The sequence below is a fragment of the Longispora fulva genome (assembly GCF_015751905.1).
GTDB lineage: Bacteria > Actinomycetota > Actinomycetes > Mycobacteriales > Micromonosporaceae > Longispora > Longispora fulva.
Genome location: NZ_JADOUF010000001.1, coordinates 2922323 through 2948259 on the forward strand (window position 1 = coordinate 2922323; position 25937 = coordinate 2948259).

Genomic DNA, 25937 nt, shown 5'->3' on the forward strand with positions numbered 1-25937 from the left:
GGGAAGCTGTGGAGACACCAAGTCCGACGCTCGTCACCGCCACGGCGGTGCGCACCGCCGCGGAGGTGGAGCGCGAGGCGCTCCGCCTGGCCGCTCGCCTGCGGGGTACCGGGGTCGCCGCCGGCGACCGCGTCCTGCTCAAGGCGGACAACTCCGTCGAGGTGGTCACCGCGCTGCTGGCGCTGGTCCACCTGGGCGCGTCCATCGTGTTGCTCGACGACCGCCAGACCGAGGAGGAGTGCCACCGGGCGGCCCGGGTCGCCCGGGTCCGGTGGTCGCTCGGCGCGACCGCGGCGAACGTTCCGGCGGGGGCCACCCCGCTGACGTTCGCCGACCTGGCCGGCGGGGAACCCGTCGACTGCGCGCTGAACTTCCACACCTGGCAGGACCAGCCCGACGCGCTGGTCACCTGGTCCTCAGGATCCACGGGCCTGCCGAAGGGCGTCGTGCGCTCCGGTGCGGCCTTCCTCGCCGACCTGGAGCGCACCCGGGAGCGGATGGGCTACCGGCCCGACGACGTGCTGCTGCCGCTCGTGCCGTTCTCGCACTTCTACGGCCTCACCCTGGTGCTGATCTGGTGGCGGGTCGGCGCGACGCTGGTGGTCGCGGCCACCGACCGGCTCGACCAGGCGCTGCGGGTCGGCGTCGACACCGGCGTGACCGTGGTGGACGCGACGCCGTCGACCTACCACAGCCTGCTCAACCTCACCGAGCGCCGGCCGCAGTTGCGCGATGACCTGTCGACCGTGCGGATGTGGTGCGTCGGCGGGGCGCCGCTGGGCGCGGCGTTCGCCGACCGCTACGCCGTCGCGTTCGGCCTGCCGCTCCTCGACGGGTACGGCAGCAACGAGGCCGGGAACGTGGCCCTGGCCTGCGCCGACAACGCGGTGGGTTGCGGGCGGCCGATGCCCGGCGTCGAGGTCACCATCGTCGGCGAGGACGGCAAGCCGGTGCACGTCGGGCACACTGGCGAGATCGTGGTGCGCACCCCGGCGCTGATGGCCGGCTACCTGGCCGACGACGGCTCGCTGGTGCCGCCGCCGGACCCCGACGCGTGGCGCACCCAGGACCTGGGCTACTGGGACTCCGAGGGCAACCTCTACGTCGTCGGGCGCAAGCTCGCCGTGCACCGCCTGGGCCACACGCTCTACCCAGAGGCCATCGAGCGCCGGGCCGAGGCGTGCGGCCGGCCGGTGAAGATCGTGTCCGTGGACGACGAGCGGCGCGGCTGCCAACTCGTCTTCGTCGTCGCCGACCCCGACGGTGGCAGTTCGCACTACTGGCGCCGCGAGATCGACGCGCTGCTGCCGGCCTACGAGCGGCCCAACCGGGTGATGGTCGTCGAACAGTTCCCGCTCAACGGCAACGGCAAGCCGGACATGGCCGCACTGAAGATGCGGGCGCTGGCCTACCGCACCGGGGTCGGCTCGGCCGCGGTGCCGTACGGCGACCGGGTGGCAGCGCTCGGCGAGGTGGTCGACTTCCTGCGCTCCCAGCCGGAGAAGGTGTACGACATCCTCACCGAGATCTCCGTCCGCAAGGCGGTGGAGTTGGAGATCGAGGGCTCGGTGGAGACCCTGGCCGGCGCGGTCGAGGAGGTCGTGCGCTACGGCCCGGACAAGGTCCCGCAGTTGGCCGTGTTCATGTCGTCCAACGTCCTGCTGTACTCCTACGTCCTCTACGCCCTGGTGCCGTCGCTGTTCGTCGAGAAGGTGGTGCTGCGGCCCTCCAGCCAGGTCGGCTCGCAGACCCGGCGGCTGCACGAGCTGCTGGCCGGCGTGCACGGCCTGCCGATCGAGCTGTCCGAGGAGAGCCAGCGCGACTTCGTCGAGGGCACGGCGGCCGAGTCGCGGGTGGTGGTGTTCACCGGCGCGTACGCCAACGCCGAAAACGTCCGGACCAAGCTGCGCAAGGACCAGCTGTTCCTGTTCTTCGGCCAGGGCATCAACCCGTTCGTGGTCGGCCCCGACGCCGAGCACGAACGCGCCGTGGAGGACGCGGTGCGCATCCGGATGCTCAACTCTGGTCAGGACTGCTTCGGGCCGGACATCTTCCTGGTTCATAAGTCCACTATGGAGAGTTTTGTCGAGGGACTCACGAAGCGCCTCGCCGAGCAGCGCTACGGCGAGTACGGCGACCCCGACGTCGACTACGGGCCGTTGTGCTACGACGGGGCGCTGAAGCTGGCCACGGAGTACCTGCCGAAGAACGCTGAGTACATCGTGCGCGGCGGCAGCATCGACTTCCGCACCGGGCACGTCGAGCCGACGGTGCTGGTCCGTGACCTCGAGGACGGAGCGGCGGTCAGCGAGTTCTTCTCGCCGATCTTCAACGTGGTCGCCTACGACGACGAGACCAAGCTGCGGGAGATCCTGGCCTCGCCGTACTTCGCCGAGCGGGCCATGGGCGCCATGCTCTACGGCCTCAACGCCGAGCTCGTCGAGCACATCGCCCGCCGGCACACGGTGGCCGTGAACAGCACCCTGCTCGAGGTCGACAACGGCAACAGCCCGTTCGGCGGCAAGGGCATCATGGCCAACTACGTCATGCACCGGGGCAAGCGGATCGCCGAACCGCTCCTGATCTCCAAGACCGTCGCACAGTACGGGAAGAAGTCATGACCGACGAGACCTACCCCGGCCCGTGGCAGGCGGTGGTGGACTTCCTCCGCCACCGGGGCGTCACCACGATCTTCGGCCTGCCCGCCGACGACCTCGACCTGTTGCGCGCCGTAGAAGACAACCCGCGACTGGTCTTATGCCGCGACCAGCGCAGTGCGATGTTCCTGTCCATCGGGTACGCCATGACCAGTGGCGGCACGGCGGTGTGCGCCATCGGCAAGGGCCCGGCCGTCACCAACGCGGTCACCGGGTTGCTGGAGGCGCACTCCTCCGGCGTCCCCCTGGTGCTGCTCGCCGCGGGCACCGCCGTCGAGCGCCGCGGCTCGGGGGCGTTCCAGGAACTCGACCAGATCCCGCTCGTCGCACCGCTGACGAAGTGGGCGTACCGCATCGACACGCCCGACCGGATCGGTCCGGCGCTGGAGCGGGCGTTCCTGGTGGCCGGCTCGGGCGCGCCCGGCCCGGTGTACCTGGAGTTCCCCGATCACCTGCTGACGCAGCCGGTGCCGAAGCGGTCCTGGTCGGCGGGGACCGTCACGGCCGAGGAGGCCGGCGAGGCGATCCTGGCCGCGAAGCGTCCCCTGGTGCTGGTCGGCGGCGGCCTGCGCGGCGCGGGACACGTCGCGGAGTCCCTCGCCACCAAGATCGGCGCGGGGCTGTTCGTCACCGCGTCCGGCCGGGGCTCCGTGGCCGAGGAACACCCCGCGTTCCTCGGCCTGGCCGGCCTGTACTCCCCTGCCGAAGCCGCCCCCCTGTGGGAGGACGCGGACCTGCTGATCGCCCTGGGCACCCGCCTGGAGGAGACCGCCACGTTCCGGCCGGGCTTCGTGGCCGAGGGGGTGCCGGTGCTCCAGGTCAACGTGGACCCGCACGGGATGTCCACCGAGTACCCCGGCCCCCGGGTGCTCGCCGACGCCGGCGACACCGTGCGCACCTGGCTGGCCACGGTGGACGCCACCCCGAACCGGCCCTGGGCGTTGGAGATCGCCGAGTGCCGGGCCGCGTCGCGCTCGGCCGTCCAGGACCGGCTCAAGGTGATGGCCGAATCCGACGCGATCCACGTCGCGGAGGTGCTGGCCGCCGTCGACCGGGTCGCGCCCTCAGACCGGATCCTGGTCCAGGAGAACGGCCTGCAGGACATGTGGTCGTACTTCTACCCGCACTGGGTCTGCGCGCCGGGCGGCTCGGTCGTGCCGTCCGAGCAGACCACGTTGGGCTTCGGCACCGCCGCCGCCGGCGGGGTGCGGCTGGCCGCCGGCGACCGGCCCGTGATCGCGTTCGTCGGCGACGGCGCGTTCGGCATGGTCGGCAACGAGATCCGCACCCTGGTCGAGGAGAAGATCGGGGTGCTGTACGTGGTGCTGCGCAACGGCGGCTACGGCTGGCTGCAGCACCAGTACGGCGACGAGCCCCGGTTCGTCGACCCGCACCGCGCCCTGGCCGTGCCGCCCGGGGTGCGGCACACCGTTCTCACCGACAAGTCCCAGTTGGACGAGGTACTCGCGACGGGTGTCACGGACTCCGCCGCCGGACACGTCGTCGTGGTCGAGGTGCCGGTGTCGCTCACCGACGCGCCCCCCGGCATCACAGCTCTCGACGGGGACTTCCCCGGCGGACACCCTTCAGGAGGAACCGATGACAACGCGTAGCGACCGCCGCCGGGTGGTGATCACCGGCACCGGCGTGATCTCCCCGATCGGGCACGGCACGCCCGGATTCTGGGCCGCGCTGCTGGCCGGGACGAGCGGGGTGCGGACCATCGCCGGGTTCGACGCCTCGGACCTGCCCGCCCAGATCGCCGGGGAGGTGCGCGGCTTCGAGCCCGACGTGTACATGGAACGGAAGGTGTGGCGGCGCATCGACCCGTTCGCCCAGTACGCCATCGCCGCCGCCTCCGAGGCCGTCGAGGCCGCGAAGATCGAGTTCGACGAGGAGCTGGCGGCGCGCTCCGGGGTGCTGATCGGCTCCGGGTACGGCGCCAGCCGGGTCAACGAGGAGGTGTTCGCCACCCTGCGCGACAAGGGCCCCCGCAAGATCGGCCCGTTCACGGCGGCGTCCTCCGCGATCGACAACGCTGCCGGGGAGGTGGGCATCCGGTTCGGCATCACGGGTCCTTCCGGGGCGATCAGCACCGCGTGCGCCAGCGGCACGTCCAGCATCGGCGAGAGCCTGCGGATGATCCAGCACGGCTACGCCGACGTCATGCTCTCCGGCGGCTCCGACGACTCGGTCACCCGGCAGGACATCGCCTCGGCGTGCTCGGCGCGGGCGTTGTCCACCCGCAACGACGAGCCGGAGCGCGCGTCGCGGCCTTTCGACACCGGCCGCAACGGGTTCGTCATGGCCGCCGGGTCCGGCATGGTCGTCCTCGAGGAGGCCGGCCACGCCCTCGCCCGGGGCGCGGAGATCCTCGCCGAGGTGGTCGGGTACGGCGCGACCAGCGACGCCTACCACCCGACCGCCCCGCACCCGGAGGGCATCGGAGCGCGCTCGGCCATCCGCCAGGCGCTCGCCGACGCGGGACTCAACGCCGAGGACGTCGACTACGTCAACGCGCACGGCACGAGCACCACCCTCAACGACCGCACCGAGTCCGCCGCCATCCGGGCGGTGCTCGGCGCGCACGCGGAGCGCATCCCGATCAGCTCGACGAAGTCGATGACGGGCCACATGATCGGCGCCGCCGGCACCGTGGAGCTGATCGCCTGCGTGCAGGCCATCCGTTCCGGCCTCGTCCCGCCCACGATCAACCTCGACGACCCGGAGGACACCGGGCTCAACTACGTACCCCACACGGCGCAGGAACGCGACGTGCGGGTGGCGATCAGTAACTCGTTCGGATTCGCCGGCCACAACGCCGTGGTCGCTGTACGCCGCTGGCAGCCCTAGTCAGCAACAACCAACGGAGGAGAACGCGATGAACGAAGAGCAGATCCGCGCGGGGCTGGCCGAGATCCTCGAAGAGGTGGCCGGGATCGACGCGGCGGAGGTCAGCGAGGACAGGAGCTTCGTCGAGGACCTCGACGTCGACTCGCTCCTGATGGTCGAGGTGGTCGTCGCCGCCGAGGAGAAGTTCGGCGTGACCATCAACGACGAGATGGCGGCAGAGCTGCGCACCGTCGGTGACGCGGTCCGGCTGATCCACGGCGCGATGGCGCTGGTCTAGCGGCCGGTGGCGGGTCGGTCCGACCCGCCACATCCCGGAAGGATGCACATGCGGCAGAACCCGTTCCAACGTGAGGACGTCGAGGTCCGGCGCTCCTATCACGGCGTACATGACGGCCGGTTCACCCGGCTGTGGCCCGAGCCGTCGGAGCCCGACGCGGCGGCGGTGATGGTGCACGAGTCGTTCCGGGCGATGGTGATGAGCGACACCTACCCGTGCGTGGCGTCGCGGGGCGCGGTGCGCCGGGGCGACTACAGGTTCGGGTGCTATCCGCCGATCGGCACCGGTGAGGGGGCTGTGGCGGCCGCGGCGGACCTGTGGGAGTTCATCCAGGACTTCCCGATCGACGGGGCGCACTTCGCCTCGTTCGTCGCGACGTTCGACGGGCCGATCGTGGCCAGCGAGACCGAGTTCGAGCGGCTGCTGTTCCTGCAGTTGGAGCTGATGAACGCCCTCGACGTCAAGCACCACGCGTGGGACCCGGCCGTGGGCGATGACCCCAACACCAAGGGCTTCTCGTTCAGCTTCGCCGGCCGGGCGTTCTTCATCGTGGGCCTGCACCCGGCGTCGTCGCGCTGGGCGCGGCGCACGGCGTGGCCGACGTTGGTGTTCAACGCCCACGCCCAGTTCGACATCCTGCGCGACACCGGGCAGATGCCGCGGATGACCGACACCGTCCGCCGACGCGACATCAAGGTCCAGGGCTCGCACAACCCCAGCCTGGGGTACTTCGACGGCGACTACCCGGAGACCGTCATGTACTCCGGCCGGCTCGTCGAGGCCGACTGGCACTGCCCGATGCACATCCAGCGGCAGCCGTGAAGGGCCGCGTCTACCCGGCCACGCCGCCCTACGCGGTGAGCCGGGAACGCATCCGGGCCTTCGCCGACGCCATCGGCGACCCGTCGCCGGTGTACCGCGACCCGGTCGTGGCGGCGGCGTTCGGATACCCCGACGTGCTCGCCCCGCCGACGTTCCCCGTCGTCTTCACCACCGAGGCGGGCCGGCCGGTGCTCGCCGACCTGGGGGCCGTCGAGTCCGACGTGCTGCACACGGGCCAGCGGCTCGAGTACCACCGTCCCGTCCGGGCCGGGGACAACCTGACATGCACCGTCGTGGTCACCGAGCTGCGTTCCGTCGGTGAGGCCAACATGGTCACGATCCGCACGGACGTGGCCACCGTCGAAGGGGAAGCAGTGTTGTCGGAGTACACGACCCTGTTGGTGAAGTCGTGACGGGCCCGGGGTACCGGATCGGCGGCCTGGCCGCGGTCCTCGGCGTGGCCGTGACCGTGGTGGCGTTCGTCGCGGTGGAGTTCGTACAGGACCCCTTCGCCGACGTGTCGACCGAGACCTACATGACCGCGATCGTCGGCGCCCGGTACCTGTGGCTGGCCGCGCACCTCGGCGTCGCGTTCGGGGCGCTGCTCAAGCTCGCCGGGCTCCTCACCGTCGGCGACAGCCTGTCGCGGTCGGGGCCGGTGGGCCGGATGGCCAACGGGTTCGCGGTCGCCGGGGTCACCATGCTGGTGGTGACGATGGCCCGCGACGGCTACGTCCACGAGTACCTGGCGCGCAGCTGGGGCGGCGACCCCGCCTGGGTGCCGGTGTTCGCGGGCAGTCTGCGCACCAGCTACGGCGTGGAGTTGATGGCCGTCCTCGCCCTCTACGGCTTCGCCCCGGCCTGTTACGGACTGGCGATGCTCCTTGACGGGGAGCGGTACCCGCGCTGGCTCGGTTGGTTGGGCGTCGGCGGCGGCGCCGGCGCGGCGGTCACCGCCGGGTATCTCTGGCTCGCAGGCCCGACTACGCTCGGTTATGGCATTCTCTACCCGCTGTTCGCCGCCCTGTTGCCGCTGGTTTGGCTCACGGTCGCCGGCCTGCGGTTGGGGAAGTTGAGTGTGGACAGTGCCGAGACCGCCTAGAAAGGGTGTGACGTGCCGACCGATCTGCTCGCGGTGGACCTGCTGCTCGTGATCGCGCTGGCGATCGTGTGGCCCCTGACCGGCTGGGCGGTCGGCACGCTCGGCGCCCGGGGCCTCGCCTGGACCCTGATCGCCTTGGGCCTGCTGCTCATCGCCCTACGGATTGTCGTCGTGGCGGTCCTCTACACCAGCGGCTGGTGGTTCGTACAGGAGACCGTGGTGCTCGGCCTGCCGCTGATCCTGGTGCCGGCCGCCGCGACGGTGCTGCTCACCCTGCCCCGGCTGCGCTCCGGGGCCGACCTCGCGCACCCACTGGTCGCGGGGCCGGTGCGGGTCACCGGATACGCGGCCTTCGCCTGCCTCGTGGTGGCGTTCGTGGTGTCCTACCCCGTCACCCCGGGCCGCGGGCTGGTCGTGGTCGCCCTGACCGCGCTGGCCGCGGGCTGGTCGCTCGTCCGGACCATCATCCGGTACCGCAGTCCCACGCGCCGATCCTCCCCCGTGTCCCACGTCGCCACCCTCGTCGTCGGAGTGCTCGCCCTGACCGGTGGTCTCGTCGTCGCCTACGACGCCAGTGTCCTGCCCGACCGGCTGCCAATGGGCACGCACGGCCCCGTCGACCTCGGCGGCGGCCGGCCGGCCGACCACGCCCAGGGCCAGGCAGCCAACGTGGCCGACATCCGCGGCCCGCGCGGCGACGGCCCCGTCCGCCGGTTCACCCTCACCGCCCGGCACGCGACGGTACGCGGCGTCGCCGCCCTCACCTACGACGGCACGGTCCCCGGCCCCGAACTTCGGGTCACCCAGGGCGACGTCGTCGAGGTGACCCTGCGCAACGCCGACGTCGCCGAGGGCGTGACCATCCACTGGCACGGCTACGACGTCCCGAACGGTGAGGACGGCGTCGCCGGCGTCACCCAGCAGGCAGTGCGGCCCGGCGCTGAGTTCACGTACCGGTTCCTGGCCAGCCGGGCCGGCACCTACTGGTACCACTCCCACCAGGACTCCGACGCCCAGGTCCGGGCAGGCCTCTACGGCATTCTGATCGTCGACCCGGCACCCCCTACCGGCCTGGACCTGGCGCTGGCATACCACAACTTCGGCCAGGAGGACGTGCTCGGAGCCCCCCAACTCCTCGGCGACCGCTCCGGCCCCGAGAGCCGCCCAGTGCCGGCGGGCACCCCGGTCCGTCTCCGGCTGGTCAACACCGACGCCGCGACACACGACTTCACCCTCACCGGGACCGCCGCGAGAGTCGCGGCGTTCGACGGGACGGAGGTCCACGGCCCCACCGACGTGCCCGACCCGGTGGTCACCGTCCCGGGCGGGGGCCGCGCGGATCTCACGTTCACCATGCCCGACCACCCGGTGCTCCTCGACGTCGGCAACGCGGCCGAGGACCTCGGGCTACTGCTCGGCACGGGGCCCACCCCGGCCCACACGGCAGGCACCCGTGTCGACCCCCTGAACTACGGCACCCCGGCCGCCACCCCGTTCGGCCGCGACTCGCACTTCGACCGGCACTTCACCCTGGTGCTCGACGAGCGGCTCGGCTTCTACGACGGCCGGTTCGACACCGTTTACACCGTCAACGGCCAGACGTTCCCCGACATCCCCGCTCAACAGGTCCGCTACGGCGAGCTGGTGAAGTTCACGATCGTCAACCGCAGCGTGGAAAGTCACCCGATCCACCCGCACGGGCACCACGTTCTGGTCCTGTCCCGCGACGGCCGCCCGGCGACCGGCAGCCCGGTGTGGCTGGACACCCTCGACATCCGCGAGGGCCAGATCTGGGAGGTCGCCCTCAAGGCCGACAACCCCGGAATCTGGATGGACCACTGTCACAACCTGCGCCACGCCGCCACCGGCATGATGTTCCACCTCGCCTACACCGGGGTCACCACCTCCTACGAGGTCGGCCGGACCACCGGCGACCATCCTGAATAGAGGCACCAATGCGCTGGGTACAGATCATCCTCGGTCTCCTGCTCGTCCTCCTCGGCGGCACATGGACCCTGCAAGGCCTCGGCTACCTGGAGGGCAGCGTGATGACCGGAGTCGCCCTCTGGGCCGTCATCGGACCCGTTGTCGCCGCCGGCGGGCTGTGGCTCGTCACCCGCGGCGTCAGAGGCCTGCTCCGGCACTAGCCACCCCGTCCCTTCGACCAGTGAGGTAGCCCGCGATGGTGAATCTGGAGGAGCTGCTCACCGAGCGGCTCGCGCGCGCGTTCGAGGCCGTGGCCGGCGACGCAGCCGATCCGGTGGTGCGCCGGTCGACGCACGCGGACTTCCAGGTCGACGGCGTGTTGCCGCTGGCCCGGCGGCTCGGCCGGCCACCCCGCGACGTCGCGGCCGACGTACTGCTGCACGCCGACCTCGACGGCCTGGCCACCGCCGCCATCTCCGGGCCGGGCTACATCAACCTCAGGGTGGCCGACACGGCGCTCGGCGCGCTCCTGGCGACCATCGCCGCCGACGAGCGGCTCGGGGTGCCGCGGGTCGCCGACCCGGACATCGTGCCGATCGACTACTCCGCGCCGAACGTGGCGAAGGAGATGCACGTCGGCCACCTGCGGTCCACCGTGATCGGCGACGCGGCCGCCCGGCTGCTGTCCTGGCTCGGACACGACGTCATCCGGGCCAACCACCTGGGCGACTGGGGCACCCCGTTCGGCATGCTCATCGAGCACCTGCTCGACCTGGGAGACGCCGGAGCGGCGCACGAGTTGTCGGTCGGCGACCTCAGCGGCCTCTACCAGGCGGCGCGGCTGAAGTTCGACGACGACGAGGATTTCGCCGAGCGCGCCCGGGAGCGGGTCGTGGTGCTGCAGAGCGGCGATGAGGCGACCCTGGCCCTGTGGCGCAGACTCGTCACCGAATCGGAGCGGTACTTCCTGTCCGTCTACGACAAGCTGGGCGTCACCCTGACCTCCGAGGACTTCCGGGGCGAGAGCTTCTACAACGACCGCCTCGAACCGCTCGTCGAGGAACTCGACCACCTCGGCCTGCTGCGGGTCTCCGGGCGGACGCGGTGCGTGTTCCCCGCCGGGTTCGTCAACCGGGACGAGGAACCGATGCCCATCATCGTCCGCAAACGCGACGGCGGATTCGGCTACGGCGCGACGGACCTGGCCACGATCCGGTACCGGACCCAGGAACTCAAGGCCACCCGGCTGCTGTACGTGGTGGGCCTGCCACAACGCCAGCACTTCGAGATGGTGTACCAGACCGCCCGCGAGGCCGGCTGGCTCGCCGACCCCGTGACCGCCACCCACGTCGGATTCGGTTCGGTGCTCGGCCCCGACGGCAAGATGCTGCGCACCCGGGCCGGCGGCACCGTCAAGCTGGTCGAACTGCTCGACGAGGCCGTGTCCCGGGCCGAGAACATGATCGGCCCCGACGTCGAACCTGACGCGAGAGCCGAACTCGCCCGGGCGGTCGGGATCGGCGCGGTGAAGTACGCCGACCTGTCCACCGACCGGGTCAAGGACTACGTGTTCGACTGGGACCGGATGCTGGCGTTCGAGGGCAACACCGCGCCCTACCTGCAGTACGCGCACACCCGGATCCGGTCGATCTTCCGCAAGGGCGGGATGTCCGCGCCCCGAGAGCCGCAGACCGTCATCGTCACCGAGGACGCCGAGCGGGCCCTGGCCCTGCAACTGCTCGCGTTCGGCGGCGTCGTACACGAGGTGGCCGAGTCGCTGCGGTTCCACAAACTGACCACCTACCTGTACGGCGTGGCCACCGCGTTCACCCGGTTCTACGAACACTGTCCGGTGCTGCGCTCGGCGGGCGAGGTACGCGACAGCAGGCTGGTGCTGTGCGATCTGACGGCCCGGACCCTGGCCCGAGGGCTGGACCTGCTGGGCATCGCCACACCGGACCGCATGTGACCCGCCGGCCGGAGGGTCCTGCCCGGGTTCGGACCTATCACCCCATCATCCATTGATCCTCGTGGAGCGCGCTGCCTCTACAGTGGTTTTATGACAGTTGGCCCAGCGCCGCTCGACCGGCTCCTCGTCCGCAATGTGGTGCGCGATGTCATCGCCGAGGCCGCGCCTGAGGAATTGCCGCTCGTCAACAGCCTGACCCAACTCGACGACGCCACGGTGGTGCGCCAGCTACTCCGTGGCCGCAGGCGGCGGGAACCGTTGGGGTTCGGCGTGGAAGAGGCGCTGGCACTGGCCACGCCGGCCGTGTGGCTGGTCCTCAACGAGATCGCCAAGAAGGCGACCGACGCCGCCGTGGACGGCTCAGCCAGGGGCATGCGAGCGTTGCTGCACAAGGCGCTGCGTCGACGCAAGGCCCTGCCAGCCGCGTTGCCGCCGCTGTCGCGCGAGCAGCTCGCCGAGGTACAACGACAGGTGCTGCGGGCCGCCATCGACGCGGGCGTGCGGCAGAAACGGGCCGTGACGGTCGCCGACGTCGTCGTCGCCAGGCTCGCGATGTCAGTGCCGGACACGACCACGCCCGACGACGGGCCCGACGATGCGAGCAGCGGTGTCCGCAAGCGGCAGTGACGGCACGGCCGCCGGACACGCCCAGGCCCAGATTGACGAACGGGCACTCACCGCGGGAACGAACGCGCGGTTCGCGCTGCTGGTGGTCTTGATCCTGGTGTCCAGCGGCGCGATGATGCTCGATGTCAGCGCGAGCCTCTCCAACCCGGTCGGATTCGGCTGCGCCCCCGCCACCCCCGACATCAGCGACCTCGGTGAACCGGGGAACCTGATCGGGGTCCTGTCCGGCATTCTCCACGACCACCTGGCCGACGCGTGCCTGGCCCGGTTTCGGTACGCTCCCCCGGTCTGGCTGGTCCTGGCCGGTCCGGCCGCCGTCGTGGCCCTGGCTCGGGGGCTGTTCCTCACTCTGCCATGGTGGAAAGCGCGCCACGGCCGGGTCATCCCGCTGAGTGCGATCGACACCGACGGTGAGATCGGCTCCGCCCTGGGGCGGCTGGCCACGGAAGCGGGGCTGGACCAGCTGCCACGCGTCGTCGTGGATCCTTCGGCGATCACGGCCGGCGCGGTGGTGTTCGGCAACAACACCCAGCCGGTCATGCGCCTGGACGCCGGGCTGCTCACCCGGCGCACCAGCGACCCGGTGGCGTTCCGCGCGGTGGTCCTGCACGAACTGGGCCACGTCAGCAACAGGGACATCACCATCACCTACGCCACGGTGGCCGTGTGGCGGGCGTTCCTGGCGATCGTGCTGGTCCCCTACGTGGCGTGGGGAGCGGCCCAGCTGGTCACGGTGGCACGGACGCCGTACTGGCCCGGTCACGCGCCGGTCCTGGTCCGCCATCTGGCTCTACCGGTGTTCCTGACCGTGCTGGTCTACCTGGCGCGCTCCGAAGTCCTGCGGCTGCGGGAGGTCTACGCCGACCGGACCGCCATCCGCCACGGAGCCGACCCCCTCGGATGGGTCGACGCCGTGCCGAGCGGCCCAAGGGCACTGAGGCGGGCCGGGTCCGCGTTCGCCGAGCTGTGGCGGACCCATCCTCGGTGGGACCTGCGACTGCGGTCGCTGACCGACCCGGCGGCCCTGTTCGGCGCTCGGGCGGTGCCGATGTTCGTCACCGGGGTGTCCTCGACGCTGATCACCGCCAGCGTGACCGCGTACCTGGGGGCCTACAACCTCGGGTATGACCCGTTCGCGTCGTGGCCGGCGTTCGCCACGCACGCGGTACAGCTGCTCGCGGGCCCGGCGCTGATCACCGCGTTGGCGGGGGTCGCCCTGTGGCGGGCGGTCGCCTACGACGCTCTCACCTCGCGCGCCACCCGGTCCGGCGTGTGGGCCGGGCTGTGGCTGGGCGCCGGGCTAGCCACGGGCGAGCTGGTCATCGGTCAGGTCACGGGCAACCACTGGCTGCCGCCCCGGGCCGGGGCGCTCGTTCTTCCGGTGCTCGCCGGTGTGGCGTTCGCGTGGTGGATCACCCGCTGCGCCGAGCTGTGGGTGAACAGCTGGCGTGGTCGGACCCTGCGTCTGCCGATGTTGCTGAGTCTGACCACCGCGTTCCTGCTGCTGTCGGCCTGGGTGCTGTGGTGGCAGTACGAAGGAATGTTGTTCGCCGCAGGGGTGCGTTTCAATCCGGACCTGGGCCTCCAGCTGTACGAGCAGGCCGATCCGGTGATCGCCACGAGCCATCCACACATGACCACGGTCGTCAACGTGACGTCGATGGTGCTGGCGGGCCTCCCCCTGTGGCCGCTACTGATCCCCACGGCCGTCATCCTGGCCGCGACCTCGCTGTTGGCCTGGGCCACGCGCCCAGCCGACGGGACACCACCATGGGCGCAGGGCACCATCGACGTGCGATGGTCGGCGCCACCGCGACCCCTGTTGCGTCAGGCGCTGCTGCCGGGCGTGCTCGGCGGCCTGGCCTGCTGGGCCACCGTCACATGGGTGCAAGCACAACTACACACCTGGCCCGGACACCGGTTCGGCCTGTACCTGCTGATCTACGAGAAGTGGCAGATCATCGCCCTGGTCGTCCCGGCGGCGGGGGCCGCCATCCTCGCGAGCGCGCTGGCGACCAGACACCGGCTGATCCTCGCTCTGATCGCCACACAGACCGCGACCCTGGTCGGATTTCTCGGACTGTTCGCGCTCGCGTCGACGGACGGGTGCCTGGAATCGCTGAGCATCCTCCAGACCTCTTGTGCCTGGCGACCCGCCTTCACCTGGGGAAACGTCGGCAGCGCCCTGGGCATCGCACTGGTGCTCGCTTCAGTTGCCGCCTTCCCCGCCACGGCGATCACGGCACCGCTGCGCCGGCGGCGGCATCGGCCTGCCCCGGAAGCGGGCGCCGCGACCCGGCCCGTCCCCCGCCTCGGCGTGTTCGCGTCCTGCGTCCTGCTGGTCGCCACCGCCGCGTTGGTGGTGACCACGAGAACGACCCTGGTCGGGGCGACGGGAAGAACCGAACCCCTCGGTGCCACCACCCCAAGCAACAGCCAGCTGCCATCGTCGCGGAGGGTCCGCCAGGACCTGTTGCCGCGCACCGACATCCCCGTTCCACCACAGGTGGCCACGGCCGTCGCCGCGTGGCGCGATCAAGGCGGGGACCGCCTGCTGCGTCGCTTCGCCGACCAATGGAATCTGGTGTACCGCACTATGCGGGACTCCGAACACGCCCTGGGGCCAGGATGGGTCGACTTCGCGAAACTCCGGCCGATCTGCGGGAACCTCCGCGCGATCGCCCACGACGCAGCCGGCTACCCTGCCATCCCCGACGCTCAGGCCCAGCAGCACTGGCAACAGGTGATCGAACTCGCCGAAACGGGCGGCAGCCTGTGCGAACAGGTCGGCGAGGACCCCCACGACACCCGGGCGCCGCAGTCGGTACAGGCGCTCGGTGCCGCACTCGGTCACACCACGGCGGTACTCAACCGTCTCAACACTATGTCCTGATCGTCACGGCCGCCACCGTCCGCGGCGTGGACTGGGCCGTCGCCACGAATGGCAAGCCTCACGCTCGCACGACGGGGCCCAGCCGGACCCAGGGACCCGGTCAGTTGCTTCCACGGCAAACGGCGCTCGCGTTCGCTGCTCGCTCCTCCGCCCAGACCCCGCCCCAGATACTCAGCGGCAGTATGCATCGCCGCCAGATCCCCGCCACCGGGGAAATTCAAACAGTCCACCACAACCGCAGCCCGACCATGATCTCCTAGGCCTCGGCAAGGCTCCGGCCAACAATCCCGGCCTGCCCCTCGGAACTGACATACAGCACAGGCCGAGTCGCACCACTCTCGCCTCACAGGAAGAAGGTTCCACCGGTGATATCCCCGGCTACGCCCTTCAGGGAAAGCCCGGACGACAACTGGACTCGCTCACCATGGTCCCCGCGCGTCAGATCAAACTCGCAGACACGCCACAGCAGTTCGGCCAGCCGCTGGTCCTGCCGGATCAAGCCCAAGAGGTTTCATCGTTTCGCGCGACCCGGACCTAGCAGCAAGTTCAGACTCGCCCGCACATCGAGATCGCCGACAGAAAATTCACTCCACTCTCTACGACGATTGCCCCGGATCGCCCATGACTTCGCGCAGCACGGCCGCGATGCCCTCATCCATACGGTAGACACGATACTTGTAGTCGGTCTCCAACGGAGCCGCCTTCGCGCCGGGCACGGCTTTCCAGTTGAAGCCGACGCTCGACATGCGTCCGCCCATCTCTTGCCCCGAGAATTTTTCGATGTTGAGGTACTTGCCCATGTACTCGATGACTTCGTCAATCGACACAGCAGGCGCGTGAGCCGCGATATAGCGGACCGCTTCCGAGGCATCGGGTGCGAGGTACTCGGCGAACTTCGCCAGCCGCTTACGAGTCCAACTCCCCGGATAGTAGTCGTCAGTGACGGTGTCCCCCGGCCCGTCGGGGTCGATGTCCCCGCCGGAGCCGATACCCGGCACCGGGATGCCATAGGCAGCTCGAAGCGTCGCGATCGCGCTATCGAAGGTGTCCTTGTCGGTGTCGAAGGAGATCTTCATGGAGTCCTCGCTCTCGCTGAGATCGAGGTCGCCCCGATCGGTACTGTGTGGAGTGTGACAGTACTGTCAAAGAGCGTCAAGGGGCGGTATCACTCTGCACCAGACTGCCACCACGCCCGTCAGCACGCACCGCCGAAGTCGAACGCGAAGGCTGGCTCGGCAAGGTCGAAGGACTCCAAGTCAGCCTCGCCGGCGCCGAGAACAAGCTCGCACACCTCAACCGTCGGCTCCACGAGGGCACTACCGTCGACCTCGGCCTGCCCGCCATCCGAAACGAGGAACGTTGAGCCCAGACCCACACGAATCTCCGATCCATGCCTGGCCGATCGAACGCCTCGAAGCGTATGCGACCACCCTGCTGTACTCGGAGCTTGAAGCTGTCCGATCGATCGCTGCGGACCACGCCTACCGGTCCGACGAACCACGACATGCCCGCCTCCGCTGGGCAAAACTGTCGTTGAGCACCAATGAGCGAGTCCACCCCGACGGGCCCGGGAGTCGGGTCCGCAGGCTCTCCACCAACTTCATGCTCCGCACCTGGATCATCGAGCACCTCGGTCCCGACACTGACCCAGACTGGAACCCCGCAACGCTTGCCGCCGACACCCTCGCGGCGTTCACCTTCGATCTCGACCAGGCTGGCGCGCTATCCCAGGGCTGGCATGAGCGTCCCATCGAGCAGATACGCGAACTCCGAGACCACAAGAACCTGACGGCGCACCTCGAATGCCTCATCGGCCATCTGCAACCAGGACCGAACACGGACCTACTCGCCGCCTGGATCGAGGTCAGGATTCACCTACCCTGATCGATCCCGGAAGAGCCCATCACAGAAACGGGAGCCCAATCGCCACGTTCAGAGAAGCGTGCGCCAGATGCCCACTCCTTCGGGTCGACCCCACCCAATTGCCGCGCAAGGAGGAGATCCGCGCCAACTTGCCGACGGCCTCCAGAAGGCAAGCAGCAAGGCCCCAAACTGATCAGCGAAGCTCGGGGTTACCAAGTTCGGGGTGGTCACGCCGAAACGCGGCCAGACTGGGAAACCGCCGACGGACGGCAGTCCAGTCGTCGAGGTCCAGGCGCTCACCGATCAGGTCGTCTGGCCCGTCAGGATCGTAGCCGGGCGGCCAGATGCCACTGACGACGATATGCGCCTCCGTTATGAACTCGCCGAACCACTGCGCGCGGGCATTGCCCGCATCCGAGGCAAGATCCGTGAGGGCATCTGGATCCCGTGCGATCCGCTCGACGACTGTGCGGCCGTAGGAGATGATCCAGTCCTGGATATGACACAGGTCTTCCTCCTCTACCGGACCGAGCAGCAGGCAGGCCGCGTCGGTCACTGGCCACGAGTACAAAAGAGACCGTGCTTGTTCCCAAAATCGGACGAACTCGACGACGTCAGTCGCATCGAGCGCGCGGAGCCGGCGGAAGAGGACGCGTGAGACGAGCTCGGTGTTGCTTCCGCCGTCGTGTCGGGACTCCGCGACAAGTGCCCAGAATGTGTCTTCGTCCACGAACGGACCGTAGCAGCCAAGCTCATTAGCGTTTCCACCGCTGGATCTTTCGACTTCTCACGTCGACACGCCTGGAAGATGTCGGTCAGGAAGCCTCCGCCGTCACTCTTGGAGAGGAGTAGAGGCATGGGTCGCCACACGGCCACCCAAGATCATTTTGATTGACAGACGTGTTGATGCTGGCAGGGTGTGCAGTAGGGCGGGCACAGGAGCCGGGTTCGACCGTGTCTCGGTCGAAGTGCTCGGTGAACTCGGCCCATTCGGGTCAGCGAGCGCCCGGTACTCCTAGACCTGTTGGACCGGATCAGCGAGGCCGCAGTCGGTGTCGAATCTTTCGAGGCCACCTTCAGCCAGGCGAACCGCTTCCCGACGGTCGTTGTGGCTGCGGCCTGAACCAGAAGCGGAGATTCGCACCCTCGCCCGCAGCCTTGCCCGGGCTTTCCCCGGGTTTCCCCGCACGACGAGCTATATCCCGATCCCAGCCCCACCTGACCGTGGCGACAACCATGGCACGCATGGCCGCGGGGTCGTGGCCCTCCAGCGTGTAGGGCAGGGAGAACCCCGCGTTCGCGATCACCGGCGTCGTCAGTTCCGTGAAGGTTCCAGACTCCGCGCAGGCCGTCGAAGGACGCCCCGGTCTACGACCCGATGCGGAGAACCCAATGACCCCAGCCGCGCGAACCGACCGGGTAGCGGCTTGTTTTGGGTCTTCACTGGAAACACCTCACCCATCGCGATCATCGATGGGTGAGGTGTCACTGACCGCGACGAGCGATGGCCGCATGATCCATTGTGGATGTTTGTTCTGGTGAAGTTGACTGAAAGTGCGGGGTGGTCAAGAGGGGATGACGGCAGTGAACCGCCAAGGTCTGGTACTCGTTGCCGCCCCCGTCAAGCCGCCCGATTACGACGACAACACGTCTTCATTGGAATAGTCGCCCACTATGAGGTCATCGACAAACGTCTCCCAGAAGCCGTCCTCGGACATGGATGATGAATCCACCTGCATCAACTGTGCCCGGAGGGCCTCGCCGATGGCTTCTCGTGTTTCCAACTCAGAGTCAGCCTCATAATAGGGAAATCGCTCTACAACGAGCTGAACCGAGGCATTGAACTGACCGATGCTCGAATTGACCAGTCTGACAGGTCCGCCACCGCCCGAACCGACCTCGACAACGTGGCCGGATTCAATGTCGAGGCACATGAGCGCTGACCCGGTGTTTCCAAAGTGCACGAGCGGTCTGCCGGAGACAACCTTCACTGCCGCCCTGTCGGTGACTTGGTAGACGGTGTCGAACATGTCGTGTGCGACCCCGGTAGTGAAGAGCGGAAGTGTCGCCGGCACGGTCGTCGGCACAGTGTCGAACACTGTGAGTCGAAACGTTGGCCAGTTTTCGTGTTCGAGCGACACTTCCACTCCTTCTTAACGCGATCCTAGCTGAAAAGTTCGTCGATCTTATTTCTGAGATATGCGTTGGTTGATGGTCGCACAGATGGAGGGTTCCATGGGCCCGACCAGGTCACGTTCATGTCTTGTGTGAGTCCGGCGCACTTGTTCGCACAGGGTTCACGTTCAGTGTATAGGTCGATGATCTTGCGGCCGTTCGCCTTCTTGATCAGGTCTTGTTCCGCGTGGACGCCTTTGGAGGAGCGGCCGACAATGATCGTACCGTCTTCGAGTCTGGCCGCGCCGTAGTTGTTGCCCTTGTTCGCGTCCGCGACCCGTGCCTTTTGAACGGCCTGACTGAGGTCGGTACTGCCGTACTCGACCTGGCCGGTGAGCGGGCAGGACTCGTTGTGCACGAGTACCGGGTGACCGGCGGCAATGACGTAGTAGGTGTGGACAGAGTCCACGGTGAGGTCGCGCATGGCCCGACGGCCGGCGTGATTGTCCACCCCGATGACGACGACTTCAGCTCCGTCGTAGGTACGCAGGTGGGTTCCGGGGTCTAGATCCGCGGCGTCAACCCATACGCCGTTTGCCGGGTCCCAGAAGGGGTGGTGTTGTGTGGTGTGGAGAACCTGCTGGTCGCCGGTCGTGCTGGCAACGGTGATGTCTGTGAGGTCCTCGTCCTGGTTGAGGTGTAATGCGGTGACGGATTGATCGGTGTTCTCACCGGTTTCCGGGTCACTCGCCTTGACCTTGTCGCCGACCTCGATGTCCTTGATGTCCTGCGTGCTGCCGTCGGCCATGAGGACCTGGGTGTCGGGGGCGAAACTGTGCTGGCATGGTGTCAGCCTCTTGGCGGCGTTTTGCGCCGTGCTCTCAGTGACGCCTTCGTCGATACCGAGGAGGCCCGCTTTCAGCGGCTGGGTGGCGGCGGCGCTGAGTCCGGCGAGCGGCGCGAACACCGCACCCGTGACTGCGCCTGTGACCATGCCGTCGCCGACTTCTTGGCTGAAGCCGTCCCAGCTCGCCTCCTTGCGGCCGGCGTCGACGTCGGAGACGTACCCGACCGCCGCTGACGCTCCTCCAGCGAGTGCTCCGCCGATGACGGCGGCAGCGACGGCACAGCCGACCCCTGGGGGTACCGCGCACATGCCGGCGACGGCCACGACCACGATCACCGCGATCAGTACCTGGTTGACGAACTTGAGCGGGTCCTGGGCGATGGTGTGCCCGAGATCCTTGACACCGTTGCTGATGGATTTGGCGGCGTTGGCGATGAACTTGGGCCACAGGCCGTCGGCGTCGATGAAGTTGGTCGGCGCGTTGTTGCCGTAGGCGTAGCCGTTGATCTGCTGGGGGTCGTTGGGATCCATCACCGGGTCGACGGAGATGAACCGGCCTATGGCTGGATCGTAGTCGCGGGCCCCGAGATGGGTCAGGCCTGTGGGGTCCTGAGTTCCTCCAACGAAGCCCTTGTCGTTGGCCCAGGTGACGAACGCACCGCGGGTCGCGCCGAACGGATGCATGTACCGGCGGGACACGGCGAGAGTGGTGGAGTCCAGGGTGAGACTGCCGGTGCCGTGGTTATCCCCGGACAGCCAGTAGATCTTGCCGTTGCCACGTTGGGCGATGGTGCGGTCGGAGTGGGCGTAGTAGCGGGTGCCGGAGACGACGCCGGTGTTGGTGGCCCGCGCCTCGGTCGTGCCGAGGTAGAGGGTGGCGGTGCCGTCAGGGTCCTTGCGGATGATGCGGGCGCCGTCGGCGTCGTAGATATTGGCAGTTGCCTTGCCGGCTTCGGTGACCGCCGTGAGGTGGTTCTCGTTGTCCCAGGTCAGGTTCTGGCTTCGCCCGGCCGAGGTGCGGCTGGTGGTGTTTCCCGCGTTGTCGTACCCGTAACTGCTGGTCGTGCTCGCACCCGCGGTGACGGAGGTGAGGCCATGGGGTTGGTTGGCGCCACCGGCGGGGTAGTTGTAGGTGCGGTTGCCTGTCGCGTCGTGGGGGTTGTCACCGGTGCGGTTGCCGGTGACGTCGAAGGTGTACGTGTTCCAGTACGGGGCCGGGCCGTCCACACCGCCGGCGGGGGTGTTCGCCGTGGGCACGGTGGCACAGGTGGTGTTCATGTCGGCCGCGGTCCATGCCTGGGTGGTACGGCGCAGGTAGTCGTACTTGAAGCACTGGGTGTCCGGCGGCGCGGCGTAGGTGCCGGTGGACGCGTTGAAAGCCGCGTCCTTGACCTTGGTGATGTTGCCCGCGTCGTCGTAGGTGTAGAACACGTCAGCCTGGTAGGGCGCGGCGATGCCGCGCTTGGTGATGGCCTCGTTGACCCGGCCGGTGCCGACCTCGTAGCCGTAATACAGCCAGACGCTCTTATTGAACGCTGACCCGTTGAGGGTGAGCTGGTTGAGCTCTCCGAAGCCAAGGTAGTCGGTCCCGGCCACGTATGTGCGTTTGGTGATCACGCTGCCGGCGGTGACGGTGCTCTTGAGGGTGGTGGGATTGCCGTAGTAGTCGTAGCCGTAGTCCAGCGTCTCGCTGTCCAGGCCCTTGACCGTGGGCATGGTCGTGCTCGCCTGGGTGCCATCGATGTTGAACGTCGCGGTGGTGACGTAATTTCCGGCGAGTGCCGCTTCCGCGGGGGTCGCGCCCGCCGGTGCCGGGATCTTGATCGTGGTGCTGGCCGGCTTGTAGTTGGGGCCGTAGGAGTCGATCGTGCTGACGTAGACACTGTTCCCGATGTATCGGGTCGCAGAGGCGAGCTGGCCCTTCGCGACTGTGTCATACGTCCACTTGGCCCGCAGTGGCCCGGTGGAGGTGGTGTCGTGGAGTTCGGACTTGCGCCCGAGTGCGTCGTAGACGGTGGCCAGGGTGAGGTTACGGGCGTTGGTGGTAGAGGTGACCCGGCCGGCGTCGTCGTAGGTGGACGTGGTGGTGCCCTGGTCGGGGTCGGTGGTGCTGATCTCACGGCCGGCGATGTCGTAGACGTGCTTCCACTTGTTGCCCGCGGCGTCGGTGACCGTGTCAAGCTTGCCTGACGGCGTGTACGTGTAGGAGGTGGCGTCGTACGCGCCGCTGGTGGTGCCGTTCTTGAACTGGCGCAGCTGAGTGGCCTGCCCGATCGCGTTGGTGTACCTCGACGTCGGTGTGCCGCCCGCAGGTGGGGTGACGTCGGTGTGGTCGCCGAAGTAGGCGGTGGTCGTCTGCCACTTGAAGGTGGCTTGGACGTAAAACGCCTCGTTGATCGGCCGTCCGGCGCCGTCGTATGTGGTGCGGGTCTGCTGCGCCACGTCGGAGTCGTGCGGCAGCAGCACGTCGGTACCCGGGATGCCGGCGGTGACGTACTTGTTGGTCCGAGCGACCATCCCCCGGGTGTCGTAGACGGTGTCGAGCACGATCCGTCCGCCCTGCGCGCCGGGCGAGTAACCCTGGGCCTGGCGTTCGCGCAGCATGCCGTCGTAGAGCTTTGTGCTGGTGAGGTAGGTGCCGTCGTTGCGGAGCGATTGGCTCGTCACGACGTTCGGAGCGTTGGTGCGGATGGTGTAGGCGTATTGGATGTTCGGGCTGTCGGTGCCCTTGGCCCTGCCTGGCAGCCAGCCCTTGATCAGGCGACCCAGGGGGTCGTATTCCATGTCATAGCGGCGGCCGTTCGCGTCGATCGTCGCGGTCGGCTGCCCCCACGCCGGGTCGCTGATGATCGTGTCAACGTGCAGAGCCGGGTTGGTGGTCACCGTCTGGGTGAGCGGACCGCCAGCAGCCGGGGTGTAGACGGTGCTGGTCAGCTTGTTGTCGACGTTGATCGACGTGAGAGTGCGTCCGTAGTCGTCGTGGGTGTTCTGAGCGGTCACCGCGTACGTCGGGCCACCGGCGACCCAGCCGTTGACCGCTTCTGTCCGCGTGACATCGCCCTTGCTCGGAATCGCGGTCAGGCTGGTCGCGCCGTCGTAGTAGGTGAGGGTGTCGGAGACGACATCGGTTGGACGGTTCGGCGTCGCCGTACAGGCCGCGGCGACGGTCTCCGTGCGGCTGGCGAGGGTGAGTAGCCATGCGCCCGTGTTCTGGGTGTAGGTGGTGCGGGTGCAGTGCTGGTCGTTGTCGACGCCCAAGTCGCCGAGATCGCTGACCTGGGTGGGTAGACCATTGACGTCGTAACTGGTGATGGTCTGGGTCTTGCGGAAGCCGCCACTGAACGCTTGGCGGTTGGTGACCGTTCCCGGGTGGGTGATGAGTGCTCGCGTGGTGCCCCAAGACCGCACCCGGGTCGCGGTGGCCGACGGTGAGACCCACGGGTCGGTGATAGTGCTGGCGATGACGTCAGCGCCGTTGTAAGTGGTCTTCTCCCGGGCAGCACCGGCAAGGTAGTCGGCGTCGTCGACCGCGACACCGTCGGAACCAGTGACGGTGATGTTCTTGGTGCCGCCGGCGGCGACCTTGTCGCCGGACATTCCTCGGTGGAACAGGGTCTCGGTCCGCGACAGGGTCTCGGGTGCCAGTCCGACCGTCGTGCGAACCTTCGAGTACCCGCGCCACTGTGACCAGGTCTTCTTGTCGGCCGGGCTCAGGCCGTCGGATTCGTCGAAGTGCCAGGCCGCCGGGCCATCGTAGTCGTAGTGTGTGGTGACACCGACATTGGCGGTGGCGTTGCTGTCGCTTTCGGTGATGTCCGTGACGACATACTTGTGGAAGTAGTCCTGTCGCTCCACGCCGGTGTCCGGAGGCGTCCACCGCACGGGCATGCAGCGCAGCCCGTTGGAGTCCGGGCTCGCCGGCAGGTTCGCTGACGAGCATTCAGGGCCCGTGTAGGCGATGGTGACCGTGCCGCCGGCCTCGGAGGTGATGCCGGTGATGCGCCGCCAGTACAGCGGCGCGTAGGAGCCGCCGGTGTTGACCCGGTTGCCCATCGACTGGCCGGTGAACGTGACATCCGGCAGGGTGGCCACGCTGCCGACGAGCCCACTGTGACTGATGGAGTCCAGCCACAGGGCGCTGCGGGTGTCGGTGTCTCCGGCGTTCGGGTAGGAGTGGTTCAGGGTCCAGGAGTCCACGTCGCCGTAGGCGCTGCCCCGCCACACCTGGGTCGTGATCTTGGCGAGCCGCTTGGTGGTCCAAAACGTCGGCGCGATGTAGGTGCAGGTGCCGCCGGTGCAGTTCTGATCCAGCGGGGTGTCGGGGTAGCTGAGCGGGTGCGCGAAGTCGCACGTCGAGCCGGCCGAGCACCGCTCGGCGCTGGCGAAGGTGACCTTCTGGGGTGCGGTGGCGTACAGGTTGTCGGAGCGCAGGCCGTAGTCGATGTGGTCGAGGGTGCCGCCGCGTGTGTACGTCGTCGCGGTTCCCGGCGCGGCGCCGCGGCCGTACATGTTGGTCTCAGGGGCGTAGTAGTAGGCCATGGCGTTGCTGTGCGGATCGACCACGTAGTCGAGGTTCCAGCGCCACGCCTGCTGGCACCAGGAGGTGTCATATCCGCCGTTGTTGCACTTCTCACCGCTGTGGTTGCCGTACACCGGAACAGTCCAGGCCGACCGGGTCTCAGCCTTGCCGACGCTCCAGCCCGGCAGACGGTTGTAGCCGAAGTAGTACTGCACACCGTCAGGCGTGGTGATCCGCCAGTACTCGTCGTCGTTGTCACCGTTGGCACGGGCCGCGTCGTACAGCCGCTCCACGCGGGATCCATCGTCGCTCTTGGGGTGCCACGCGCCGGACGCGTCGTCGCGGACCAGTTCGGAGGAGTGCCCGTTGAGGGACATGGTCGCGTTGTCGGTGCCCCAGCACTCGTCACCCGAGGTGATGCTGGTGTTGTTCGGCAGCGGGCCAGACTCGGACGCCTTGTCGTCCTGGCAGGGCTTGTATTTGCGCTCGATGAACCCGGGCCACAGGGCAAAGCCCTGTCCGGCCCACGACTGCTGGTTGTTGGTGGCCGCGGTCAGACCGTCCATGCTCCCCGAGGAGTACGACAAGGCCAGTGGGGGCGTCGGGCCGCCGAGGCTCGGCGGGGTCCTCAGCGGGTACGACCAGTCGAAATCTCCGGACGAGGTGCCACTGCTCCAGGTCGAAGACGGCGTCAGAGGTGTGGCGGTGAAGTCCCCGGCACTGCTGGAAGCGCCTGCCACCGCGGCGAACATCCGCGGCTGCGAGGCCGGCGCGGCCTGCACGGTCGCGGTGAGCAGCTGGGTGCGGGGGTCGTTGGTGGTGGCAACCGGCCGCACGGCGCATTCGGCCCGGCTCGGGGTGCTGACCGCGCAGTCGGGCACCTCGACCAGGCGCAACCGGGCAGACCAGTCCCCGCCATAGGCGCGGGCGAACGTGCTGTAGTCCACCGAAAGACCGATCGGGCCCTCGGTGGTCACCCCGTCGGCGCGGGACACCTTCATCAGCAGGCCGTGCAGGCCGGTCTTGGCCGTGACCGCGCCATCGAGCACCTCGAGGCGCACCTTGGTGGGAGCGGACTTCGCCGCGGCCCTCGCGCTCTCGCCGATCGACACCGGCGTAACGGACACAGGTAACCCGCCGACCTTCGTCGGGACCTCCCTGGCTCCGGCGGCCTGGGAGGTCCGCGCCCCACCGGCGAGATCCACGTCGACGGCGCCGGGGCTGGGCCACACCACCGTCGGGTTCGCAGGAGCGGCTGTCGATGGTGCCACCCGCCTGGGAGGAGGGTTGGTGGCCTTGGTGACCCGGGCCATCGTGTACTTCTGCACCGGCATAGGGCCGCGGTCTTCCGTCGATGCCAGCGCGGGCAGTTGCCCGACCAAGGTCACCGCCAGGCTCATCGCCATGGTCACCGCGAGCGACCGGGCGAGGCTGGCTGGACGAGGGGCAATCGATAAAGGACGCGCA

General features: G+C 68.6%; 18 protein-coding genes. 13 read left to right on the forward strand and 5 right to left on the reverse strand.

Going from position 1 to position 25937, the window contains the following annotated elements; translation table 11 throughout:
- Nucleotides 1–8 precede the first annotated feature (8 nt).
- The 12 genes from IW245_RS42170 to IW245_RS12970 all read left to right on the forward strand — a co-directional run bounded on the left by IW245_RS42170 (nt 9) and on the right by IW245_RS12970 (nt 15126).
- On the forward strand, nt 9–2621 hold the full coding sequence (locus IW245_RS42170; RefSeq protein WP_197003418.1) for an aldehyde dehydrogenase family protein: 2613 nt from the start codon (nt 9–11) through the stop codon (nt 2619–2621).
- Nucleotides 2618–4270, forward strand: coding sequence for a thiamine pyrophosphate-binding protein (locus tag IW245_RS12920; RefSeq protein ID WP_197003419.1), 1653 nt, complete (start codon nt 2618–2620; stop codon nt 4268–4270). Before IW245_RS42170 ends, IW245_RS12920 begins: the two co-directional genes overlap by 4 nt.
- Nucleotides 4257–5510, forward strand: coding sequence for a beta-ketoacyl-ACP synthase II (gene fabF / locus IW245_RS12925; RefSeq protein ID WP_231398786.1), 1254 nt, complete (start codon nt 4257–4259; stop codon nt 5508–5510). Before IW245_RS12920 ends, fabF begins: the two co-directional genes overlap by 14 nt.
- A gap of 28 nt (nt 5511–5538) precedes the next feature.
- A complete protein-coding gene (locus tag IW245_RS12930) occupies nt 5539–5787 on the forward strand; it encodes an acyl carrier protein (protein WP_197003420.1) in 249 nt (82 codons plus the stop codon).
- Between the two features lie 48 nt (nt 5788–5835).
- Nucleotides 5836–6609, forward strand: coding sequence for a guanitoxin biosynthesis heme-dependent pre-guanitoxin N-hydroxylase GntA (gene gntA, locus IW245_RS12935; RefSeq protein ID WP_197003421.1), 774 nt, complete (start codon nt 5836–5838; stop codon nt 6607–6609).
- A complete protein-coding gene (locus IW245_RS12940) occupies nt 6606–7022 on the forward strand; it encodes an FAS1-like dehydratase domain-containing protein (RefSeq protein ID WP_233472994.1) in 417 nt (138 codons plus the stop codon). Before gntA ends, IW245_RS12940 begins: the two co-directional genes overlap by 4 nt.
- Nucleotides 7019–7711, forward strand: a complete 693-nt coding sequence (locus IW245_RS12945) for a hypothetical protein (protein ID WP_197003422.1) — start codon at nt 7019–7021, stop codon at nt 7709–7711. Before IW245_RS12940 ends, IW245_RS12945 begins: the two co-directional genes overlap by 4 nt.
- Nucleotides 7712–7723: 12 nt before the next feature.
- The gene (locus IW245_RS12950; protein ID WP_197003423.1) at nt 7724–9658 is read left to right on the forward strand and encodes a multicopper oxidase family protein; all 1935 of its coding nucleotides are present in this window, start codon (nt 7724–7726) and stop codon (nt 9656–9658) included.
- Between the two features lie 8 nt (nt 9659–9666).
- On the forward strand, nt 9667–9858 hold the full coding sequence (locus IW245_RS12955; protein ID WP_197003424.1) for a hypothetical protein: 192 nt from the start codon (nt 9667–9669) through the stop codon (nt 9856–9858).
- A 38-nt stretch (nt 9859–9896) separates the two neighbouring features.
- The gene (argS, locus tag IW245_RS12960; RefSeq protein WP_197008474.1) at nt 9897–11606 is read left to right on the forward strand and encodes an arginine--tRNA ligase; all 1710 of its coding nucleotides are present in this window, start codon (nt 9897–9899) and stop codon (nt 11604–11606) included.
- A 90-nt stretch (nt 11607–11696) separates the two neighbouring features.
- Nucleotides 11697–12233: a hypothetical protein gene (locus IW245_RS12965; RefSeq protein WP_197003425.1), complete on the forward strand. Its 537-nt coding sequence runs from the start codon at nt 11697–11699 to the stop codon at nt 12231–12233.
- Nucleotides 12214–15126 (forward strand): M56 family metallopeptidase, encoded by a 2913-nt coding sequence (locus tag IW245_RS12970; protein WP_197003426.1) that lies wholly within the window; start codon nt 12214–12216, stop codon nt 15124–15126. The genes IW245_RS12965 and IW245_RS12970 overlap by 20 nt, the downstream gene beginning before the upstream one ends.
- 343 nt (nt 15127–15469) lie before the next feature.
- Here IW245_RS12970 and IW245_RS12975 read toward each other — a convergent pair whose 3' ends face one another.
- Together IW245_RS12975 and IW245_RS12980 are read right to left on the reverse strand one after the other, a co-directional pair.
- Nucleotides 15470–15625 (reverse strand): hypothetical protein, encoded by a 156-nt coding sequence (locus IW245_RS12975; RefSeq protein ID WP_197003427.1) that lies wholly within the window; start codon nt 15623–15625, stop codon nt 15470–15472.
- A gap of 97 nt (nt 15626–15722) precedes the next feature.
- Nucleotides 15723–16202 carry a hypothetical protein gene (locus IW245_RS12980; protein WP_197003428.1) on the reverse strand — a complete coding sequence of 160 codons (480 nt, stop codon included), beginning with the start codon at nt 16200–16202 and terminating at the stop codon, nt 15723–15725.
- Nucleotides 16203–16728: 526 nt separating this feature from the next.
- Here IW245_RS12980 and IW245_RS12985 point away from each other — a divergent pair.
- Nucleotides 16729–17010, forward strand: coding sequence for a hypothetical protein (locus IW245_RS12985; RefSeq protein ID WP_197003429.1), 282 nt, complete (start codon nt 16729–16731; stop codon nt 17008–17010).
- A gap of 172 nt (nt 17011–17182) precedes the next feature.
- Here IW245_RS12985 and IW245_RS12990 read toward each other — a convergent pair whose 3' ends face one another.
- The 3 genes from IW245_RS12990 to IW245_RS13000 all read right to left on the reverse strand — a co-directional run bounded on the left by IW245_RS12990 (nt 17183) and on the right by IW245_RS13000 (nt 25798).
- Complete coding sequence (locus IW245_RS12990; RefSeq protein WP_197003430.1) at nt 17183–17719, reverse strand: DUF4240 domain-containing protein; 537 nt, start codon at nt 17717–17719, stop codon at nt 17183–17185.
- A gap of 904 nt (nt 17720–18623) precedes the next feature.
- Complete coding sequence (locus IW245_RS40620; RefSeq protein ID WP_197003431.1) at nt 18624–19130, reverse strand: SUKH-4 family immunity protein; 507 nt, start codon at nt 19128–19130, stop codon at nt 18624–18626.
- 23 nt (nt 19131–19153) lie between these two features.
- Nucleotides 19154–25798 carry a polymorphic toxin-type HINT domain-containing protein gene (locus IW245_RS13000; protein ID WP_197003432.1) on the reverse strand — a complete coding sequence of 2215 codons (6645 nt, stop codon included), beginning with the start codon at nt 25796–25798 and terminating at the stop codon, nt 19154–19156.
- Nucleotides 25799–25937 lie beyond the last annotated feature (139 nt).

Excerpts from the sequence above, each read along its gene's own strand:
- IW245_RS12930 (WP_197003420.1), top strand. The coding sequence starts at position 5,539 with ATGAACGAAGAGCAGATCCGCGCGGGGCTGGCCGAGATCCTCGAAGAG.
- IW245_RS12955 (WP_197003424.1), top strand. The coding sequence starts at position 9,667 with ATGCGCTGGGTACAGATCATCCTCGGTCTCCTGCTCGTCCTCCTCGGC.
- IW245_RS12965 (WP_197003425.1), top strand. The coding sequence starts at position 11,697 with ATGACAGTTGGCCCAGCGCCGCTCGACCGGCTCCTCGTCCGCAATGTG.
- IW245_RS12985 (WP_197003429.1), top strand. The coding sequence starts at position 16,729 with ATGCTCCGCACCTGGATCATCGAGCACCTCGGTCCCGACACTGACCCA.
- fabF (WP_231398786.1), top strand. The coding sequence starts at position 4,257 with ATGACAACGCGTAGCGACCGCCGCCGGGTGGTGATCACCGGCACCGGC.
- gntA (WP_197003421.1), top strand. The coding sequence starts at position 5,836 with ATGCGGCAGAACCCGTTCCAACGTGAGGACGTCGAGGTCCGGCGCTCC.
- IW245_RS12920 (WP_197003419.1), top strand. The coding sequence starts at position 2,618 with ATGACCGACGAGACCTACCCCGGCCCGTGGCAGGCGGTGGTGGACTTC.
- IW245_RS12980 (WP_197003428.1), bottom strand. The coding sequence starts at position 16,202 with ATGAAGATCTCCTTCGACACCGACAAGGACACCTTCGATAGCGCGATC.